Raw genomic sequence first — 18682 nt, 5'->3', positions numbered from 1 at the left:
CTTATTCCCGGCTGCGCCTGGCGGCATGGCCTTCGCGCGAACGCCGGCGCGGGGCGGCGTCGCCGGCGACGCCATCCTCGCTGACGGTCTTGCGTGGCGGCAATTTCACCGCCGCCGACAGTTTCGGGAACGGATCGACCTTGTTGGGAAGCGCCATGGCGTAGACGAAATGCTCCTGGAATTTCGGCTCCAGTGCGGTCTCGATCTTCTCGATGTGGCTGACCGTGTCCTCGATCTCGCGGCGATAGCCGCGGTTGAGCAGCGCCATCCGCGCACCGGCGCCGGCGGCGTTGCCGACGGCCGAGACCTTGTCGAGGTCGCAGTCCGGGATCAGGCCGAGCACCATGGCGTATTTCGGATCGATGAACGAGCCGAAGGCGCCGGCGAAATGGATGCGGTCGACGTGTTCGGTGTTCTGCTTTTCCATCAGAAGCTTGGTGCCGGCATAGAGCGCCGCCTTGGCAAGCTGGATGGCGCGCACGTCGGTCTGCGTGATGGTGATCTTGGGTTCGCCTTCCTTCAAGACATAAGAGAAGGTGCGGCCGTTGACCGTGACGCGCGGCGACCGCTCGGCCAGCGACCCGTCGATGACGCCATCCTCGGAGATGATGCCGGCGAGGTACATTTCGGCCACGATCTCGATGATGCCGGAGCCGCAAATGCCGGTGACGCCGGTCGCCTGCACGCTATCCAGGAAGCCGGGGTCGTCGGACCAGAGTTCAGAGCCGATGACGCGGTATTTCGGCTCCAGCGTATCGGGGTCGATGCGCACGCGCTCGATTGCGCCGGGGGCAGCGCGCTGGCCGCCGGAGATTTCCGCGCCCTCGAAGGCGGGACCGGTGGGCGAGGAGGCTGCGACCACCCGCTTGCGGTTGCCAAGCACGATCTCGGCATTGGTGCCGACGTCGACGATCAGCATCATCTCGTCCTGGCGATGCGGGCCTTCCGACAGCGTCACGGCTGCGGCGTCGGCGCCGACATGGCCGGCAATGCAAGGCAGCATATAGAGGCGGGCGCCCTGGTTGAGCTTCAGGCCGATATCGGAGGCCTTGATGCGCACCGCGCCCGAGACGGCGAGTGCGAAGGGCGCGCCGCCGAGTTCGGTCGGATCGATGCCGAGGAACAGATGGTGCATGATCGGATTGCCGACAAAGACGGAATCCAGGATGTCGTTGCGCTGGACATTGCCTTCCGCGCAGACCTTGTCGACCAGGCCCGAGATCGCCTCGCGCACGGCGACCGTCATGCCTTCGCGGCCGTCCGGGTTCATCATCACATAGGAGACGCGGCTCATCAGATCCTCGCCGAAGCGGATCTGCGGGTTGGAGGTGCCCGACGAAGCGGCGACGCGGCCCGACAGCAACGACACCAGATGCATGGCGATGGTGGTCGAGCCGATGTCGCAGGCCAGTCCATAGGCCTCGTTCTTGAGGCCGGGCCAGAGTGCTATGACGCGGGCGATGTCGCTTTCGGCATCCTTGTGGATGGCCGCGGTCGCGGTCCAGTTACCCTTGCGCAGTATGCCTTGCATCTGCGGCATCAGGTAGAAGTCGAATTCGAGGTTTTTAAAGCCCCAATCCTTCATCAAGGCGATCTTGAGGCGGTCGAGATCGCCCAGCGGCTTGTGCATGTCGGGCTCTTCGATCTCGACATAGCACATGCGGATCGCCGCATCGCGGGCGATGACGCGCGTGTCGGCATCCTTGCGGATGGTCTGGGCGTTGATAACCGTGTCCTGCGGCACGTCGATGACGAGGTCGCCGAGAATCTGCGCCGAGCAGGACAGGCGGCGCCGCTCGGGCAGGCCGCGGACGCGCTCATAGCGCTCTTCCTTGGCGCCCTTGGGCGAGATGTGGTCGTTGGACGAGACGATCTTGTGCTTGGCGAAATTGCCTTCCTGCACTTCGATCTGGCAGCGACCGCAGGTGGCGCGGCCACCGCAGACGCTCTCGACATAGACGCCGAGCTGACGCGCGGCATCGAGCACCGGTGTGCCGACGGGAAACCGCCCGCGCTTGCCTGACGGCATGAACAGCACGAGCGGATCAGTAATGTTTGCAGGCGAGTTCATATTTTCATTACTCGACTAAGCCGGCACTGGGAAAAGATTTCACATATGCGAGGCTTGCCAGATAGGAAGCGATGAGCGGCAGCGGATACCATCGCAGCCAAAACATGGAGAAATTGTCCAGTCTTTGCCGGTCCAATGTCCTTGCGGGAATTGCCTCGAGCAGAAGTGGAAATGCGATCAGGACAAACATTAGAAAGGCAGTGGCGTAGATACACAGAACAAAATACCGGAGGTATTCATGACTCAGATAGCCGAAGGCATAGGACCCGGCCAAAAGCATAAATACGCTGCAAAAAGCCACTCGCAGAATTACCTGCCAGTTCGGCATTTCAGGCCTTGTGCGGTCTTGATCTGTCAAGAAAACCGTGTCCTGTCTCGCTCTATCCCCTGGCCATGCGGGCTTCACGGCCGCCGCGACGGCGACCGCCATTGCCATTGCCGCCGCCTTCGCCCGGAGCGTTAACCGCGGTGGGCGCTGCGACCGCCTGGCCGCCTTCGGCCGGCTTGTAGTCCTTGTAGGTCCTGATCCAGTTGGTGCAGTTCTCGTCGGTGCCGTTGAGCACATTGGCGCCGCGCACGGCTTCCATTTCCTGCGGGCGCACCGGGTTCATGATCGCCGAGGTCATGCCGGCGCCGATCACCATCGGGATGAAGGCGGCGTTGATGCCGTGGCGGTGCGGCAGGCCGAACGAGATGTTGGACAGGCCGCAGGTGGTGTTGACCTTGAGCTCTTCACGCAGGCGGCGCAACAGCGCGAAGACCTGGCGGCCGGCATCGCCGAGCGCGCCGATCGGCATCACCAGCGGGTCGACGACGACGTCATGCGCGGGAATGCCGAAATCGGCGCAGCGCTGCACGATCTTCTTGGCGACGGCGAAGCGCACATCCGGGTCCATCGAAATGCCGGTCTCGTCGTTGGAGATCGCGACGACCGGAACATTATACTTCTTGACCAGCGGCAGGATGGCTTCGAGCTTTTCCTCTTCGCCGGTCACGGAGTTGACCAGCGGCCGGCCCTTGGCGACCTTGAGCGCTGCCTCGATGGCGGCGGTCACCGACGAGTCGATCGACAGCGGCAGGTCGACCAGGCCCTGGACGATCTCCAGCGTCTGCACCAGCAGGCCGGGTTCGGTTTCGTTCGGATTAACGGAGGTGACGCCGGCATTGACGTCGAGCATCGTGGCGCCGCAGGCGGCCTGTTCCAGCGCATCCTTGATGACGGTCTCGAAATTGCCGGCGATCATCTCGGCGGCCAGCTTCTTGCGGCCGGTCGGGTTGATGCGCTCGCCGATGACGCAGAAAGGCTGGTCGAAGCCGATGATGATCTCTCGTGTCGCCGAGGCGACGATGGTCCGGGTCATGAAGTCTCTCCGCCTGATATAAAGATTTCTTTATATCGTTGTCTGGTTTCATTCAAGCGAATGGCTGGCCGTCCGCGCTGTCAGTGCGCGGTCTTCACCATATCCACCTGCGTTTCGGTAATGTCGTCGTGGAGTATGCTCTCGAGCCGGTCGGCGACCATCTGATCGTCGTGGCGGATCTCACGTTTCCATGGCTGGCGGCCTTTCAGCACACCCGATTCATCGACGATCTCGGCGACATATTCCTCCTGGCGATAGGCCATCACATGGATGCCGGAGACACCAGGAATTTCCTTCACCTCGTTGATGATGTCGGTGCAGAGCTGCTTGCCTTCCTTCTTCTGGTCCTGGGCGCCTTCCAGCCGCTTGATGATGGCATCGGGAATATGGATCCCGGGCACGTTGGAGCGGATCCATTTGGCCGTCTTGGCCGAAGCCAGCGGGCCGACGCCGCACAGGATGAAAACTTTTTCCGTATGCCCCAAGTCCCGCGCCCTCTGCATGAAGGTTCTGAACATCGGCACGTCGAAGCAATACTGCGTCTGCACGAACTGCGCGCCGGCGGCGATCTTTTTGCCGAGATGGATCGGGCGGAAATCGAAGGGTGGCGCGAAGGGGTTGACGGCGGCGCCGAGGAAAATTTGCGGCGGCGTCGTCAACTTGCGGCCGGACAGAAACTTGCCGTTGTCGCGCATGATGCGGCAGGTTTCCAGCAACGACATGGAATCGAGGTCGAAGACAGGCTTGGCGCCGGGCTGGTCGCCGGCCTGGACGCCGTCGCCGGTGAGGCACAGCATGTTGGCGACCCCCATGGCGGCACCGCCCAGCACGTCGCCCTGGATGGCGATGCGGTTCCTGTCGCGGCAGGCGATCTGCATGATCGGCGCGTAGCCCATGCGGGTGAGCAGCGCGCAAATGCCGACCGACGACATGTGGCAGTTGGCGCCGGAGGCATCGACGGCATTGATGGCGTCGACCCAGCCGTCGAAGATTTTCGCGCGGTTATAGACGTCTTCGGGATCGGCGCTGTCGGGCGGGTTGAGCTCGGTGGTGACCGCGAATTCGCCGCGCCGCAGCACACGCTCCAGCCGGCCACGCGAGGAGTGGCCGGGCAGCGGATCGAGCGGCAGATGGATGCCGGCCGGGTTTTCATCGCGCTGGCGGCCGATCACGCGGCCGCTCCAGTGTTGGCTTTGGCCGCTGCTTCACGGGCCGCTGCCGACTGGGCCGTCACCCGCAGCCAGGCCGAGGTTTCGCGCAGCGACTGGTCGACCGGCTTCTGCACGGTCAGGATCCTGTCGCCATGCTCCATGTTCCGCGAGCCTTCCCAGGCCTTAACCCAGACGCAAGGCATATCGGGCTCGACCTCGCAATTGCCGTTGGCGCGCACACCGCCGCAAGGGCCGTTGCGCAGCTGTTTGGGGCAGTTCATCGGGCACGACATGCCGGTCGAGGACAGGATGCACTGGCCGCACATGCGGCAGTCGAACATGAAGCCCTTGACGCGCCTTTCGACAAACTTGATCGGCGCCTCGACGCGCCCATAGCCGAGGCCTTTCCAAAGCGGATGAAGAAGCAGGAACATGTCGGCGAACCTGGAGTAGAACCATTCGAGCAATCGCGAGTGCCGGATGGACCACAGCCTGATGGCAAACGACCGCTGCACGCGCCGCTGCGGCGACACGTCGGCCGGCTTGTAGTCGGATTTCGGCGCTGCTTTCTTGACCTGAGTGGCCTGGGTAACCGGCTGGGTAACCCTTGGCCCCTCTTTGGCAGGAGTGGTTTCAGACATTTTCTTTCCCGCCCGCCTTGACCAGAGCGACCAGCCGCTCGCGGTCGTATTTCGCGTCGATGTCGCTGAATGCCTTCTCGACCTCGGCTTCGAGGTCGTCGCCGACCGGGATTGGATCGGCCTTGCGCCATTCGGCGAGGTAATCGTCGGTGCCGCCGGCGCCGGTGCGCATGGCGCACATATCGATCGCCTCGGTGAAGCGCAGCGGCAGTTCGCGCTTGGCGTTCTGCCGGCCCTTCTTGACGATGACCTGGGCGGGGATGTCGCGCCAATAGACGACAATCAGATCGGCCATGAATTCTCTCACTCCCTGTAGAGCGCCGTGCGTCCATGAGGGAAACGACGTTCCACCACTTTATCCAGCTGGTGTGAGCATTGCCGGATGCGCAGTGGGGCTGCTTGTTATGGGACGACGCGCGCGCATTCAAAAGCGACGCTATTGAGAGTCGCAAAAAGAAAGGCGAGATTCCGAGGGAAGGCTGGCTACCAAACCCGCTTGGTCAGGCCAGTCCAGAGATAGAACCAGATCGTCGGGTGGTACCATTGTTTCGAGGGCAGGTCCGGCTTGATCGTGGCCAACTTTCCGTCCAAGGCACCGCGGACCGCCTCGACGCAGATGTCACGCGAGAACGCCGCCTGGCGCAACGCATAGCTCGAAATAGTGTCGCCGGGCTCCGGCTTGCCGCGCGCCTGTTTCAACACGCCGCCGGTGTCGCCGCCGGCGTCGACCAGATGCACGGTGGTGCCGAAATTCTGGAGATCGCCGGAGGCCAGCGCCCAGTAGCCGCCATTCATGCCGCGGTATTTCGGCGCGATGCCGGCGTGGTAGTTGAGCACCGGGCAGGGCATTTGCGCCAGCGTCTGCCGGGACAAGAGCCGGCAGCCGGCGAGCAGCACCACGCCCGGGCGGATGTCGGCGATCGCCTGCAGGCAATCGGCTGCGTTGGCGGAGGAGACGTGGATGATCTTTTGTCCCGGCTTCGGCTCGGTCTCAAGCTTCTGATCGGCGATGAGCCGCTCTGCGTGGCCAGCGAAGAAGCGCTTGCCGAGCCTCGTCAACACCATCGTGCCAAGCTGGCCGATGGCCGAAAACAAGCCCTGGCGGCGCGCCCGGCCGAGCAGCAATTGTTTTTTGGATTCAGGGCTTTCGAGGATGACGCTGACAGGACCGAACTGGTCGGCGATGGCGTTGACGATGGCCCAGATGTGCGGTCCGCCTTCGGTGACGATGACGATCGCAGCACTTTTTTCAACCGCTGATGCCATGGCACGCTTTCTTGCCGGCGCGCAACCATTTGCCGTGCGCTGCCCGGCTCAATTCTGTGCCGGGCGAGGTTAAATCTTGATGACCGCCCGGCCAGCGAGAGACCAACGGATCAGCGCTTGAACTCGATGATGTCGAGTTTCGATTCGTAGTAGGGCGCCGGGAATTCGATGCGCCATTCATTGGCGCTGGTGCGGAAGGCATAGCCGACCTGGTCGCTTTCCGGGCCGCTGCCATAGGGTTTTGGCTTGTTGTCATTGACATAGCCGGAGCCGAGATAGATCGCGCGTTTTTCGCTATCGTCGAAGAAACGGCCCTTGGTGCGTTGCGAGCCGCTGACCTTTTCCAGCTGCCAGCCGGAGCCATCGTCCGTGACCTTGCACTTGAACCAGCCATAGATGACCAGCGGGCCGGTCAGGCCCACCTTGATGGTTCGGCATTGCCAGTTGCCGCTCAGGTCCTTGTCGGAAAAGGCCACTATCGGCTTTGCCAGCAGCGCGTCGAGTTGGCTGACCTCAGCCGGGTCTCCCGCTTTTGCCTCGGCCAGCGCCGCCTTGCGGGTCTCGCCATATTTGTCGAGGCGAACCTTGTCGGCAGGCGTGATGATCTTCTGCACCTCGCCGTCGGCGCGAGCGGGCAAGACGAGGCAGAGGAGGCCAAGGGCGGCAAGCAGGACGCGAGGGGTCATCGGTGGTATCCATGTTGGCGCGGCTGGAGCAGCCGATTCTATCTTCCAGTGCACACTTACCCATTCGCGGCGGCCTGTCATCCGTGCTTAAACAGCGGTATGTTCCGCGGGAGGTGCGCGTGGGGGTTACAATCCATTTTGAGGGACAACTGCGCGGAGAGGAACAATATGTTGCGCTGTTGCAGGAAGTTGAAGCGCTTGCCATCGCTCGAGACTGGCGATTTCGGCCGATAGACGAGGCCGAAATGGTTCTCAACCGGGTCATCGACGAACGCAGCGTTGACTATATCGGCCCGGTCTTGGGGATAGAATGCCAGCCGCATCCCAAGTCGGATCGCCTAAGGTTCGAGTTCGACAGGGACCTCTTCATGCAGCAATATTGCAAGACCCAGTTTGCGGGGTCGGAGGCGCATATCGAGATCATCGAGTTGCTTCGCAAAGTTGCTCCTTTTTTCGACAAGTTCGACGTCTTCGATGAAGGCGAGTACTGGGAACTGGGCGACCGCACAATTCTGCAGGTCAATCTCGACACAGTCGACGCTCTGCTTGCAGAGGCTTTGCGCAAGGATCCAACTGCAAGAGGGCCGATCCGGTTAGACAACGGCCGCGTTGTCGATTTCGTGTCGGATCCGCAACCGGAGAGCAAATAATCCGAAGTCGGGCGCCTAACGCAATTCTTCTGGATGTGCCGCCACCCGCGCCAATTCAGCCGTCAGGTCGCCATAGCCGGTCGAGCGGCGCTCATAGGCGAGGCCAAGCATCTTCGCGGCCTTCTCGGCGACCTTGTCGAGTTCCGGATCGTCGGTCTGGGCGATGTAGATCAGCTTCTGGTAGTTGCCGAAATAGTCCTTGATCAGCTCCGGGTGCTTGTCGAGGCCGAGCGGCTTCATGAAGAAGGCGTCGAACTGGCGGCACAGGAAATCGGTCATGTAGAACGACATCATGTCGTCGTCGGCGACCTTCGCATAGGCGTCCATGCCCTGGTAGAAGGCAAAGCAGTGCGGCCCGGCCATGCGCTCGACGCCGTGCTTCTCCAGGACCCGGTCGAGCATGCCGCCGGTACCGCAATCGGCATAGCCAACGAAGATGTTGCTATAGCCTTCCGCCTTGGCCTTTTCGATCGCCTTGTCCATCGCCGGTGCGATGCGGTCGGGGTAGAAATGGAACTCCGCCGGCAGGCAGGTCAGGTCGAGATGGTCGAGCTTGAGCTGCTCCTTGACGGCCAAAACTTCGCGCGCAATCATTCCGCAGGCGATGACTAGCAGCCTGTCGTCCTGATTCGGTTTCGTTTTTTGCATTCTGGCCATAGAACCCGGTCGAAGCGGCCTTCGTTGCTGTGGGGCGAATCTATCGAGAGAGGGATAAACCGTCCATGAAACTGTTACGCGTTGCGCCGATTGCAATCCTTGCCTGCATCCTGGCGCTTACGGCCTGTGCCAACACCGTCCGTGGTGTCGGCCGGGATATCAAATCGACTGCGAAAGCCGTCGACGACACCGTCACCAAACCCTGACGCAGCCATCCGTTCCAATAGCTGGAACAAAAAAGCCGCGCTGCAAGGCGCGGCTTTCGATTGTGGCCCAGACGCCTTGCGGAACAGATCAGGCTGAAGCGCGCACGTTATGCTTGCGCTTCATGAAGTCCTTGGCGGTCTCGACCGCCACAGCCGCGTCGCGGCAATAGGCATCGGCGCCGACGGCCTTGCCGAATTCCTCGTTTAGCGGCGCGCCGCCGACCAGGACGACATAGTCGTCGCGGATGCCCTTTTCCTTCATCGTGTCGATGACGACCTTCATGTAAGGCATGGTCGTGGTCAAAAGCGCCGACATGCCGATAATGTCGGGCTGGTGCTGCTCGATGGCGTCGAGGTATTTTTCCACCGCATTGTTGATGCCGAGATCGATGACGTCGAAGCCGGCACCTTCCATCATCATGCCGACGAGGTTCTTGCCGATGTCGTGGATGTCGCCCTTGACGGTGCCGATCACCATCTTGCCCTGCTTCGGCGCGCCGGTGGCGGCCAGCAGCGGGCGCAGGATGAACATGCCGGCTTTCATCGCGTTGGCCGACAGCAGCACCTCGGGAACGAACAGGATGCCGTCGCGAAAGTCCTCGCCGACGATGCGCATGCCTTCGACCAGAGCTTCGGTCAGCACCTTGTAGGGCACCCAGCCGCGCTCGAGCAGGATGTTGGTGCCTTCCTCGATCTCTTCCTTCAGTCCGTCATAGAGATCGTCGTGCATCTGCTGCACCAACTCGTCGTCGGAAAGCTCGGAGAGGATGATCTCGTCGTCGGCCATTTTTCTCGGGCTCCTTGCCGCGCGGATGCGATCACGGCGGCTTAAAATAATCGCGTCAATACCTAACCCGGCGGGGGCAGGTATCCATAGCTGATTTGCGACTTCCCGCAAAAGGAAAGCGACCGCAAATCTATTGGAATTCTTGTCGATTTTGCGACAGGCGTTGGCGCTGGCGGGCCGTTTCGAATAGGGTGCATGGCTACGATCCGGGCGAGAAGCCGCCTACGCGGCCGCAAACGGTTTTTAGGGAAAAACGATCATGAGTGAAAACGCGTCAGTCGACCAGGAAGCGTCCAATGCGCGACGTGGACGTGCTGCCAGCGGCGGCGCGGCTGCAAGGCGGGCGGCGCGCTCGGGCGGCGGACCGGGCACCCAGCTCACCTATATCAAGCGCAAGATCAACATCTATGAGGTCCTCAACGAGGAAGGCCTGGCGATTATCGAAAACAACACCGATGCGGTGCTGGAAGAGATCGGCATCATCTTTCGCGACGACGCCGAGGCGCTGCAGCTTTGGAAAGAGGCGGGCGCCGACGTCAAGGGCGAGCGCGTGCATTTTCCCAAGGGCCTCTGCCGCTCGCTGCTGAAGACCGCGCCGCCCATCTACACCCAGCATGCGCGCAACGCCGAACGTTCGGTGCAGATCGGCGGCAACGCCACGGTCTTCGCGCCGGTCTATGGTCCGCCCTTCGTACGCGATCTCGACGGTGTCAGGCGCTACGCGACGATCGAGGATTTCCGGAATTTCGTGAAGCTCGCCTATATGGCGCCGTCGATTCACCATTCGGGCGGCACGGTTTGCGAGCCGGTCGACGTGCCGGTCAACAAACGCCATCTCGACATGATCTACAGCCACATCAAATATTCGGACAAACCGTTCATGGGTTCGGTGACGGCGCCAGAGCGGGCCGAAGACACCGTCGCCATGGCCAAGATCGTGTTCGGCGACGATTTCGTCGAAAACAACACCGTGCTGACCAGCCTGATCAACGCCAATTCGCCGATGGTGTTCGACGAAACCATGCTGGGCGCGCTGAAGGTTTATTCGCGTCACAACCAGGCTTGCATCGTCACGCCGTTCATCCTTGCCGGCGCGATGAGCCCGGTCACGGTGGCCGGCACGCTGACGCAGGTTCTGGCAGAGGTGCTGGCCGGCGCCTCTTTCACGCAGTTGATCCGTCCCGGCGCGCCGGTGCTGTTCGGCACCTTCGCCTCGTCGATCTCCATGCAGTCTGGTGCGCCGACCTTCGGCACACCGGAGCCGTCGCTGGTTTCCTACGGCGCCGCACAGCTTGCCCGCCGGCTCGGTCTGCCGTTCCGCACCGGCGGCTCGCTCTGCGCCTCCAAGGTTCCGGATGCGCAGGCCGCCTACGAGAGCGCCAACACGCTCAACTCGACCATTCTTGCCGGCACCAATTTCGTCCTGCATTCGGCCGGCTGGCTCGAAGGCGGACTGGCGTCCTGCTACGAAAAATTCATGATGGACATCGATCAGCTCGGCATGACGCAAAAGTTTTCCGAAGGCGTCGACCTCTCGGAAAACGGCCAGGCGATGGACGCCATCCGCCAGGTCGGCCCGGGCAGCCACTATCTCGGCTGCGACCACACCCAGGCCAATTTCCAGACCGCCTTCTACCGCTCCAGCATCGCCGACAACAATTCCTACGAGCAGTGGCTGGCCGAGGGCGAGAAGACAGCGCCGCAGCGCGCCAACGAACTCGCCCGCCGCTGGCTGGAGACCTATGAGGCGCCGTATCTCGATCCGGGCATCGACGACGGGCTGAAGGACTACATCGCGACGAAGAAGGCGTCGATGGCTGACGCCTTCACCTGAAAGGAGCCCGAGTCAGGCGGGGCTAAAGTCGCCAACATCATCCACAAGGAAGTCTGGCGGAGCGCTTTCTCCGACCCGGACAAGAAGGGATGATTGCGCGGCGCCGGGCTGACGAGATAGCGGCCGCGCTTTCCGCCGACGGCCTCATGCTGCGCGGCGGCTTCAATTTCGCAACAAGCGAAACGCCGCCGCATGGCCCTTCAGTTGCCCCCGCCAAATCCGTGCTGTTGGTGGGGCAGGCGGGAGCGGCACCCTGGCCGCATTTCCTGCGCTGGCGCGACCGGCAACCGCAAACCATTGCTAATCCGCTCGACACATGGTCGCGCGCAGTGATCGGTGCGGTGGCGGAGAAATTCGGCGCGCGCGCCGTTTCGCCTTCGGACAGACCTTATCTGCCGTTCCAGCAATGGGCGATGCGAGCGGAGGGGCTGAGACCGTCGCCGCTGGGCATCCTGATGCATCCGCAGTACGGGCTCTGGCATGCCTATCGCGGCGCGTTGCTGTTCGAGGATGAGATCGCGCTTCCTGAACGTCGCGAAGCGATTCACCTTTGCGACGCCTGTGTTGCAAAACCTTGCCTGAAATCCTGTCCGGTTGACGCCTATTCCGCGGATGGTTTCGCTCATCAGGCTTGCCTGGCGCATGTGCGGGGATCGAAGGGCGAACCATGCCGCGACGGCGGCTGCCTCGACCGCAACGCCTGTCCGTATGGCACGGCCCATCGCTATCCGCCTGAGGTTCAGGCCTTTCACATGACGGCGTTTGCCGGCCTGTAGCCGGGTCGAAAGCCCGCACAAAGTGTTGAACGGGATTGTCAGGGAACGGCTTGCCCTGACGGTGCCTGCTTATATGTATCGCACGACATTTAACGGAGCGGGCCATGGCGAAGCAGGACATTGAGATCAAGACCGGGGACGGCGTGGCGAAAGCCGGGCTGTTCCGCTCGGCGACCGCTTCCTCGTCCAGGGCCGGCATCATTCTCTATATGGACGCTTTCGGTCCGCGACCGGCGCTCGACGCAATGGCGGAACGGCTGGCAGGCGAGGGCTATGCCGTGCTGGTGCCGGATCTTTTCTATCGCAAAGCACCCTACGGGCCGTTCGAGCCCAAGACCGCTTTCGTCGTCGAGGAGACCAAGGTCGCGCTGACGGCGTTGGTCCACGGCACGACACAGGACATGACCATCCGCGACAGCAGGGCGTTCCTCGACACGCTTACCGCTGAAGGTGTCACCGGACCGGTCGGTGTCGTCGGTTACTGCATGGGCGGGGCGCGGGCCTTGAATGCGGCTGCAACCTATCCCGATCGCATCGTGGCGGCGGCAAGCTTCCATGGCGGCAATCTGGCCAGCGATGCCGCCGACAGTCCGCACCGCAAGGCTGCAATGATCAAGGCGCGGGTCTATGTCGGAACGTCTGGGGTGGACCGCAGCTTTCCGCCGGAGCAGTCGGCGCGACTGGCCGAGGCGCTGCGCGTGGCGGAAGTCGACCACGTCATCGAAAACTATGCCGGCATGGCGCATGGCTGGTGCGTGTCGGATCACAGCGTGTTCAACGCGGCCGGCGCCGAACGTCATTGGAAGCGATTGACGACGCTGTTCGCCGAGACGCTGATCTAACGAGGCGTTGCCTGAAGTCGCAACGAACGGGTAGAGACTGCACGATTGGCGCGGCCTGTTAAAACAGCGCCAGTCGAGCGGGAACGAACAGCCTGATGCAATCCTATGATGTCGTGGTGATCGGCGCCGGTGCGGCCGGAATGATGTGCGCCATCGAGGCCGGCAAGCGCGGCCGCTCGGTCCTGGTGCTCGATCACGCGGCAAAGCCCGGCGAGAAGATCCGCATCTCCGGCGGCGGCCGCTGCAATTTCACCAACATCCATGCGAGCCCGAAGAATTTCATCTCGGGCAATCCGCATTTCTGCATCTCGGCGCTCAGCCGCTACACGCAGCGCGATTTCATCGAGTTCGTCGAACGCCACGGCGTCGCCTATCACGAGAAGACGCTGGGACAGCTGTTTTGCGATGGCTCGGCGCGGCTGATCATCGACATGCTGGTCTCCGAAATGCAGGATGGGGGCGTGGAACTTGCGCTGTCGACCGAGGTGAGGAACGTCAGCAAGGCCGCGGACGGTTTTGTGCTGACGCTCTCCACTGGCAGCGTCGCCTGCAATTCTCTGGTCGTGGCTTGCGGGGGCAAGTCGATCCCCAAAATGGGCGCGTCCGGTTTCGGCTACGAGCTTGCTGCGCAATTCGGCCTTGCGGTGGTGGAAACACGGCCGGCGCTGGTGCCGCTTACCTTCGACGCAAGAACGCTGGAGCGGCTGGCGCCTTTGGCCGGCAATGCCGTCGATGCCGAAGTCGCCTGCGGCAAGACGCGGTTTTCAGAAGCGATGCTGTTTACGCATCGCGGCTTGAGCGGGCCTTCCATCCTGCAAATATCGTCCTATTGGCGCGAGGGCGACGAGATCCGCATCGCCATGCTGCCGGGGAGGGATGTGGCGGAACTGCTTCGCGCCGCCCGGCGCGTCAACGGCAGGCAAGCGGTGCAGACGGTGCTTGCAAACCATTTGCCGAAGCGCCTTGCGCAAGCAGTCGCCGAGCGCAGTGGGATCGATGGCAATCTCGCTGATTTGACAGACCTGCAAATGAAAACCGTCGAAGCCGCCGTCAACGACTGGCGCATCAAGCCGGCCGGCTCCGAGGGTTACCGCACGGCGGAAGTGACGCTTGGCGGTGTCGATACCAACGGGCTCGATCAGAAGACGATGCAGGCGAAATCCGTGCCGGGGCTGTTTTTCATCGGCGAAGTCGTCGATGTCACGGGCTGGCTGGGCGGCTATAATTTTCAGTGGGCTTGGTCGTCCGGCTGGGCCTCGGGCCAGGTGTGCTGATATTCAGGTGAGGCCGGCCTGCAAACGACGGCTTTCTGTGCTTCCGGTGCTCGCGTACCAAAAGTACGCTCCGCTCCGGTTCTCGAAATCCATCGTTTTCGGCTCGGCCTGACCTGAATCTCAGCGCACCTGTTGCGCGTGTATCCGTCGCCTCGGAAAAAAATCTTTCCATAACCCCAAGGATTGGCCATTAGCCTTCGTCCAACAGGCAAATGATGGCGATGATGCTGGATGAAAGCGAAGCCTCCGACGCCGAATTGATCGGGCGGGCGAAGGGCGGAGACAGGGGTGCCTTCGGCAAATTGCTGGAGCGGCACTACGACTTCGTCTATCGCGCCGCCTATCGCTGGTGCGGAAAGAAGGCCGATGCCGAAGACATCGCCCAGGAGGTCTGTGTCCGTCTCGGCAAGGCGATCCGCGACTACCGCGGCGGCGGCGCGTTCACGACATGGCTCTATTCCGTGACGCTGAACGCGGCGCGCGACATGATGCGCAAGACCACGCGCGAAAACGTCAAGGCCGAGGCTTTCGGCGCCTACAGCATGATTTCGGGAGAGGCCTCGGCCGAGCCCGAAGATCCCTCTGAGGCGCTCTGGGCAGCGGTGCGGCAATTGCCGGACAAGCAGCGCGACGCAGTACTTCTGGTCTATGGCGAAGGGTTGAGCCATGCGGCCGCCGCCGAGGCGATGGCAATCTCGGAGACGACGGTTTCCTGGCACATCCATGAAGCGAAGAAACGGCTGAAGACGTTGATGCGTTCAGCCGGGGAAGTGTGACCATGGTCGACGACAACGAACTCAACAGGCTGCGCGACGCAGCAGTACCGGCGCCGGGCGAAAGCGCGAAGGCACGCGCCTTCGAAGCCGCCATGAGCGCCTATGATCAGGAAAATATTTCTGCCGTCACCCAAGGATCGGTCGGCGGGCTTCGTCTCACAGAGCGAGCACAAAAGCTCTGGAGCGAGATCATGCAAAAGAAACTCATCGCCACGCCAGCCATTGCCGGGCTCGTCGCCCTGCCGATCGCCGGATACGCCACCTTCCACATGCTGAGGGAACAGCCGTTGCCATTCGGTAGCGACGAGAAGATCACTGAGACGCTGGCCGACAAGCCGGCAACCAATGGGCCGGCGATCAACGCGCCGGTAAAAGACAAGCAGGCGCCTGAAGGCGACAAGAAGGCCGACGCCGATGTGCGAAGCCGCGACACCACCACGCCACCCGCGCCGCCGAAGCCCGAATCGACCGTTGCTGTCGCCCCGGCGCAGCAGGATGCGCTGGGACGCGGCGTGTTGGCCGAGCCTGCGCCAGTTGAGAGCCGCGAGTTTTCGCTTGACGGCACCGCTGCTCCGGCCGGCGGCGCGCGGGTGAACCGCATGGCCGGCGCGACCGAATCCAAGTACCTGGCACAGCCTTCGACGATGCCGGCCGACCAGATTGCGCCGCAGGAGCCAAACCGCGACCGCGTCGAGGATTTCAAGACCAATCCGGTGCATGCAGCCCTTCAGGATCCGGTCTCGACCTTCTCGATCGACGTCGACACGGCTTCCTATTCCTTCGTCCGCGGCTCGCTGAAGCAGGGCTACCTGCCGCAGGCCGATACGGTCCGCGTCGAGGAGATGGTCAATTACTTCCCCTATGACTGGAAGGGTCCGGACTCGGCTTCGACGCCGTTCAACTCGACCGTCAGCGTCATGCCGACGCCGTGGAACGGGCACACCAAGCTGATGCACGTCGCCATCAAGGGCTTCGACATCAAGCCGGTCGAGCAGCCCAAGGCCAATCTGGTGTTCCTGATCGACGTCTCGGGTTCGATGGATGAGCCGGACAAGCTGCCGCTGCTCAAGTCGGCTTTCCGGCTGCTGGTCAGCAAGCTCAAGGCGGACGACACCATCTCGATCGTCACCTATGCCGGTGACGCCGGCACCGTGCTGATGCCGACCAAGGTCACCGAGAAGGACAAGATCCTCAACGCCATCGACAATCTGCAGCCGGGCGGCTCGACGGCCGGCGAGGCGGGTATCAAGGAAGCCTACAAGCTTGCCCAGCAGTCCTTCGTCAAGGACGGCATCAACCGTGTGATGCTGGCCACGGACGGCGACTTCAATGTCGGCCAGACCGATGACGACGATCTGAAGCGACTGATCGAGCAGGAGCGCAAGACCGGCGTCTTCCTGTCGGTGTTCGGCTTTGGACGCGGCAATCTGAACGACCAGATGATGCAGACCATCGCCCAGAACGGCAACGGCACCGCCGCCTATATCGACACGCTGGCCGAGGCTGAGAAGGTTCTGGTCGAGGATGCCTCCTCGACGCTGTTCACCATCGCCAAGGACGTCAAGATCCAGGTCGAGTTCAATCCGGACAAGGTCTCGGAGTACCGGCTGATCGGCTATGAAACCCGCGCCTTGAACCGCGAGGACTTCAACAATGACCGCGTCGATGCCGGCGATATCGGCTCCGGTCATTCGGTGACGGCCATCTACGAGATCACGCCGAAGGGCAGTGGCGGCGAGCAGATGGATCCGCTGCGCTACGGCCAGGCCGCGGTCGACAATGGCGGCGTCGCCAACGCCGACGAATATGCCTTCGTGAAAATCCGCTACAAGCTGCCGAACGAAGACGTCTCGAAGCTGATCACCACGCCGGTGACGTCGGCCAACGAGGTCGCGTCCTTCGACCAGGCCAGCACCGACCAGCGTTTCTCCGTCGCTGTCGCCGCCTTCGGCCAGAAGCTGCGCGACGAGGATGCGACCGCGAAGTTCGGCTACGACAAGATCATGGAGATTGCCACCGCCGCCCGAGGAGCCGACCCGTTTGGGTACAGGTCCGAGTTCCTTTCGCTTGTGCGCCTTGCCTCGGCGCTCGGCGGTAACCGGTAGTGGCAATACAGCCGGTTCCTTTCAGACGGGGGTCGTTCTGATACGGGGAACCGGCTACGGGCGGGTGAGGCAGGCCGGCGGGGGAAACCCTGCCGGCCTTTTTTCGGATCGATTGATCCGAAGCGCACCGATGATCCGCCTGATCGTTAAATTGCGCGGCTTTTCCGGAACGTCATCGCAATGCCCTGCTATTATTGCATGGGGTCGGGACTGGGCTTGGGGAGCCGGGAATTGCAGATCATGAACATTGGAAACACGACGCCGGCGGTGAGACACACGCAGGCGTCGGGAACGCTGTCGCCAGAATCCAGGCGCATCATGGATGACGTTGACGCAGCCCGGAATACCGCAAAGTCGGCGCTGACCAATGACCGCTTTCGCGTCATGCTGGAGCAGATCGGCAATCCGCAGTCGTCGGGTGACCTGGTGACGATGAGTGGCAACGCCAACGGCACCGCCCTGGATTTCAAGACGGCGCTATCGCGTTACGCTGAAAACAGCGAATAAGTTCGATATCAGGCCCGGCTGCGGCGGCGTTCGCGGCGGGCTTCGCTGGTCTCGGCGGTGTTTTCCGTCGCCACCTTGTTGCGCATCGGACCGATGCGCTCGACGATCGCCGCGACGGTCGGGCGTTCGGATTTGGTGTGCGCGTCGAGCGCCTTGCGCATGGCGGCAAGGTGCTGGAACGACGTGCCGCAGCAGCCACCGATGATCTTCGCGCCGCCATCCACCGCCAGCCGGACATAGTCGGCCATCAGCTCCGGCGTGCCGGAATAATGGATCTCGGTGCCACGAAATTCGGGAATGCCGCAATTGCCCTTGACGATCACCGTCGCTTCCGGCTTCGCCTCGGTCATGTCGAGCAGCGAGGCCAGGATGTCGGAGGCGCCGACACCGCAATTGGCGCCGACACCGAGCGGTGTCTCTGAAAGTCCGTCGACGACGCCGTGGATATCCCTGGGCAGCAGGCCCATCATGGTGCGGCCGGCAGTGTCGAACGAACCGGTATAGGTGTAGGGCAGGCCGACGCGGATGGCGGCCTCCGCCGCGGCGCGGATTTCGTCCGGCGCAGACATGGTCTCGATCCAGGCGACTTCGGCGCCGCCTTCCTTCAAGCCTTCGATCTGTTCGGCGAAGGCCTCGACCGCCTCGTCATAGGTCATGGCGCCGAGCGGCACCAGCAACTCGCCGGTCGGCCCGACCGAGCCGGCGACGATGACTTTCCTGCCGGCCTTGTCGGCGACCGCCCGGGCAATCTCTGCGGCGCGCTTGTTCAGCGCATGCACGCGGTCCTGCGCATGGTGCAGCTTCAGCCGGTGGCGCGTGCCGCCGAACGAGTTGGTGAGAATGATATCGGCGCCGGCGTCGACGAAATTCTGGTGCAGGCTGGTGATGGTGTCGGGCGCTGTCTCGTTCAGCAACTCGGGCGCTTCGCCGGCCTCCAGACCCATGGCGAACAGATTGGTGCCGGTGGCGCCATCGGCGAGCAGCACGCCCTTTTCGGCCAGCAGAGCATCGATGGGATTGTTCGCGGTCATCGGATCGACTTTCAGATATTTGAATGGAATAAGGATATAAAGAAGTCTTTATGTCCAGTCA

General features: G+C 62.4%; 20 protein-coding genes. 9 read left to right on the top strand and 11 right to left on the bottom strand.

The features are described 5' to 3' along the window. Window position 1 precedes the first annotated feature (1 nt). From NKJ80_RS15370 to NKJ80_RS15335, 8 genes are all read right to left on the bottom strand, one after another. A complete protein-coding gene (locus tag NKJ80_RS15370) occupies window positions 2-2071 on the bottom strand; it encodes an ASKHA domain-containing protein (protein ID WP_023710777.1) in 2070 nt (689 codons plus the stop codon). A gap of 7 nt (window positions 2072-2078) precedes the next feature. Next, entirely contained in the window at window positions 2079-2429 is a 351-nt protein-coding gene (locus NKJ80_RS15365; protein ID WP_352497854.1) for a hypothetical protein, read from the bottom strand. A 22-nt stretch (window positions 2430-2451) separates the two neighbouring features. Further along, complete coding sequence (locus NKJ80_RS15360; protein WP_023688111.1) at window positions 2452-3432, bottom strand: methyltetrahydrofolate cobalamin methyltransferase; 981 nt, start codon at window positions 3430-3432, stop codon at window positions 2452-2454. 80 nt (window positions 3433-3512) lie between these two features. Next, window positions 3513-4604 carry a methylenetetrahydrofolate reductase gene (locus NKJ80_RS15355; RefSeq protein ID WP_023681780.1) on the bottom strand — a complete coding sequence of 364 codons (1092 nt, stop codon included), beginning with the start codon at window positions 4602-4604 and terminating at the stop codon, window positions 3513-3515. Further along, complete coding sequence (locus NKJ80_RS15350) at window positions 4601-5224, bottom strand: methylenetetrahydrofolate reductase C-terminal domain-containing protein (RefSeq protein WP_023688112.1); 624 nt, start codon at window positions 5222-5224, stop codon at window positions 4601-4603. Before NKJ80_RS15350 ends, NKJ80_RS15355 begins: the two co-directional genes overlap by 4 nt. Next, complete coding sequence (locus tag NKJ80_RS15345; protein WP_023670397.1) at window positions 5217-5519, bottom strand: virulence factor; 303 nt, start codon at window positions 5517-5519, stop codon at window positions 5217-5219. Before NKJ80_RS15345 ends, NKJ80_RS15350 begins: the two co-directional genes overlap by 8 nt. 188 nt (window positions 5520-5707) lie before the next feature. Beyond that, on the bottom strand, window positions 5708-6490 hold the full coding sequence (locus tag NKJ80_RS15340) for a formyl transferase (RefSeq protein WP_352497853.1): 783 nt from the start codon (window positions 6488-6490) through the stop codon (window positions 5708-5710). Window positions 6491-6600: 110 nt separating this feature from the next. Next, window positions 6601-7176, bottom strand: coding sequence for a DUF4893 domain-containing protein (locus tag NKJ80_RS15335; RefSeq protein ID WP_023670399.1), 576 nt, complete (start codon window positions 7174-7176; stop codon window positions 6601-6603). A gap of 11 nt (window positions 7177-7187) precedes the next feature. Here NKJ80_RS15335 and NKJ80_RS15330 point away from each other — a divergent pair, with 11 nt between their 5' ends. Beyond that, the gene (locus NKJ80_RS15330) at window positions 7188-7826 is read left to right on the top strand and encodes a hypothetical protein (RefSeq protein ID WP_023733764.1); all 639 of its coding nucleotides are present in this window, start codon (window positions 7188-7190) and stop codon (window positions 7824-7826) included. 15 nt (window positions 7827-7841) lie between these two features. On the opposite strand, the gene NKJ80_RS15325 is transcribed toward NKJ80_RS15330, so the two are convergent. Beyond that, the gene (locus tag NKJ80_RS15325; protein WP_023733763.1) at window positions 7842-8483 is read right to left on the bottom strand and encodes a DUF1638 domain-containing protein; all 642 of its coding nucleotides are present in this window, start codon (window positions 8481-8483) and stop codon (window positions 7842-7844) included. Between the two features lie 65 nt (window positions 8484-8548). Between NKJ80_RS15325 and NKJ80_RS15320 the strand changes: the two genes are divergently transcribed. After that, on the top strand, window positions 8549-8689 hold the full coding sequence (locus tag NKJ80_RS15320) for an entericidin A/B family lipoprotein (RefSeq protein WP_023688117.1): 141 nt from the start codon (window positions 8549-8551) through the stop codon (window positions 8687-8689). Between the two features lie 88 nt (window positions 8690-8777). Here the strand turns inward: NKJ80_RS15320 and NKJ80_RS15315 are convergent, their stop codons facing one another. Further along, window positions 8778-9476: a cobalamin B12-binding domain-containing protein gene (locus NKJ80_RS15315; protein WP_023688118.1), complete on the bottom strand. Its 699-nt coding sequence runs from the start codon at window positions 9474-9476 to the stop codon at window positions 8778-8780. Between the two features lie 259 nt (window positions 9477-9735). Here NKJ80_RS15315 and NKJ80_RS15310 point away from each other — a divergent pair, with 259 nt between their 5' ends. The 7 genes from NKJ80_RS15310 to NKJ80_RS15280 all read left to right on the top strand — a co-directional run bounded on the left by NKJ80_RS15310 (window position 9736) and on the right by NKJ80_RS15280 (window position 17590). Then, a complete protein-coding gene (locus tag NKJ80_RS15310; protein WP_352497852.1) occupies window positions 9736-11310 on the top strand; it encodes a trimethylamine methyltransferase family protein in 1575 nt (524 codons plus the stop codon). An 89-nt stretch (window positions 11311-11399) separates the two neighbouring features. Then, complete coding sequence (locus NKJ80_RS15305) at window positions 11400-12086, top strand: hypothetical protein (protein ID WP_352497851.1); 687 nt, start codon at window positions 11400-11402, stop codon at window positions 12084-12086. Between the two features lie 104 nt (window positions 12087-12190). Next, window positions 12191-12928 (top strand): dienelactone hydrolase family protein, encoded by a 738-nt coding sequence (locus NKJ80_RS15300; protein ID WP_352497850.1) that lies wholly within the window; start codon window positions 12191-12193, stop codon window positions 12926-12928. Window positions 12929-13023: 95 nt separating this feature from the next. Continuing rightward, window positions 13024-14202 carry a BaiN/RdsA family NAD(P)/FAD-dependent oxidoreductase gene (locus NKJ80_RS15295; RefSeq protein WP_352497849.1) on the top strand — a complete coding sequence of 393 codons (1179 nt, stop codon included), beginning with the start codon at window positions 13024-13026 and terminating at the stop codon, window positions 14200-14202. 215 nt (window positions 14203-14417) lie between these two features. Next, window positions 14418-14978, top strand: coding sequence for an RNA polymerase sigma factor (locus NKJ80_RS15290; protein WP_352497875.1), 561 nt, complete (start codon window positions 14418-14420; stop codon window positions 14976-14978). A 2-nt stretch (window positions 14979-14980) separates the two neighbouring features. Then, window positions 14981-17083: a vWA domain-containing protein gene (locus NKJ80_RS15285; RefSeq protein ID WP_352497848.1), complete on the top strand. Its 2103-nt coding sequence runs from the start codon at window positions 14981-14983 to the stop codon at window positions 17081-17083. Window positions 17084-17323: 240 nt separating this feature from the next. Continuing rightward, window positions 17324-17590, top strand: a complete 267-nt coding sequence (locus tag NKJ80_RS15280) for a hypothetical protein (RefSeq protein ID WP_031202677.1) — start codon at window positions 17324-17326, stop codon at window positions 17588-17590. 8 nt (window positions 17591-17598) lie between these two features. Here the strand turns inward: NKJ80_RS15280 and bmt are convergent, their stop codons facing one another. After that, a complete protein-coding gene (gene bmt / locus NKJ80_RS15275) occupies window positions 17599-18621 on the bottom strand; it encodes a betaine--homocysteine S-methyltransferase (protein WP_352497847.1) in 1023 nt (340 codons plus the stop codon). Window positions 18622-18682: the final 61 nt, after the last annotated feature.

Source organism: Mesorhizobium sp. M0030 (assembly GCF_040323695.1).
Taxonomy (GTDB): domain Bacteria; phylum Pseudomonadota; class Alphaproteobacteria; order Rhizobiales; family Rhizobiaceae; genus Mesorhizobium.
This window is presented reverse-complemented; position numbering and strand designations above follow the sequence as displayed.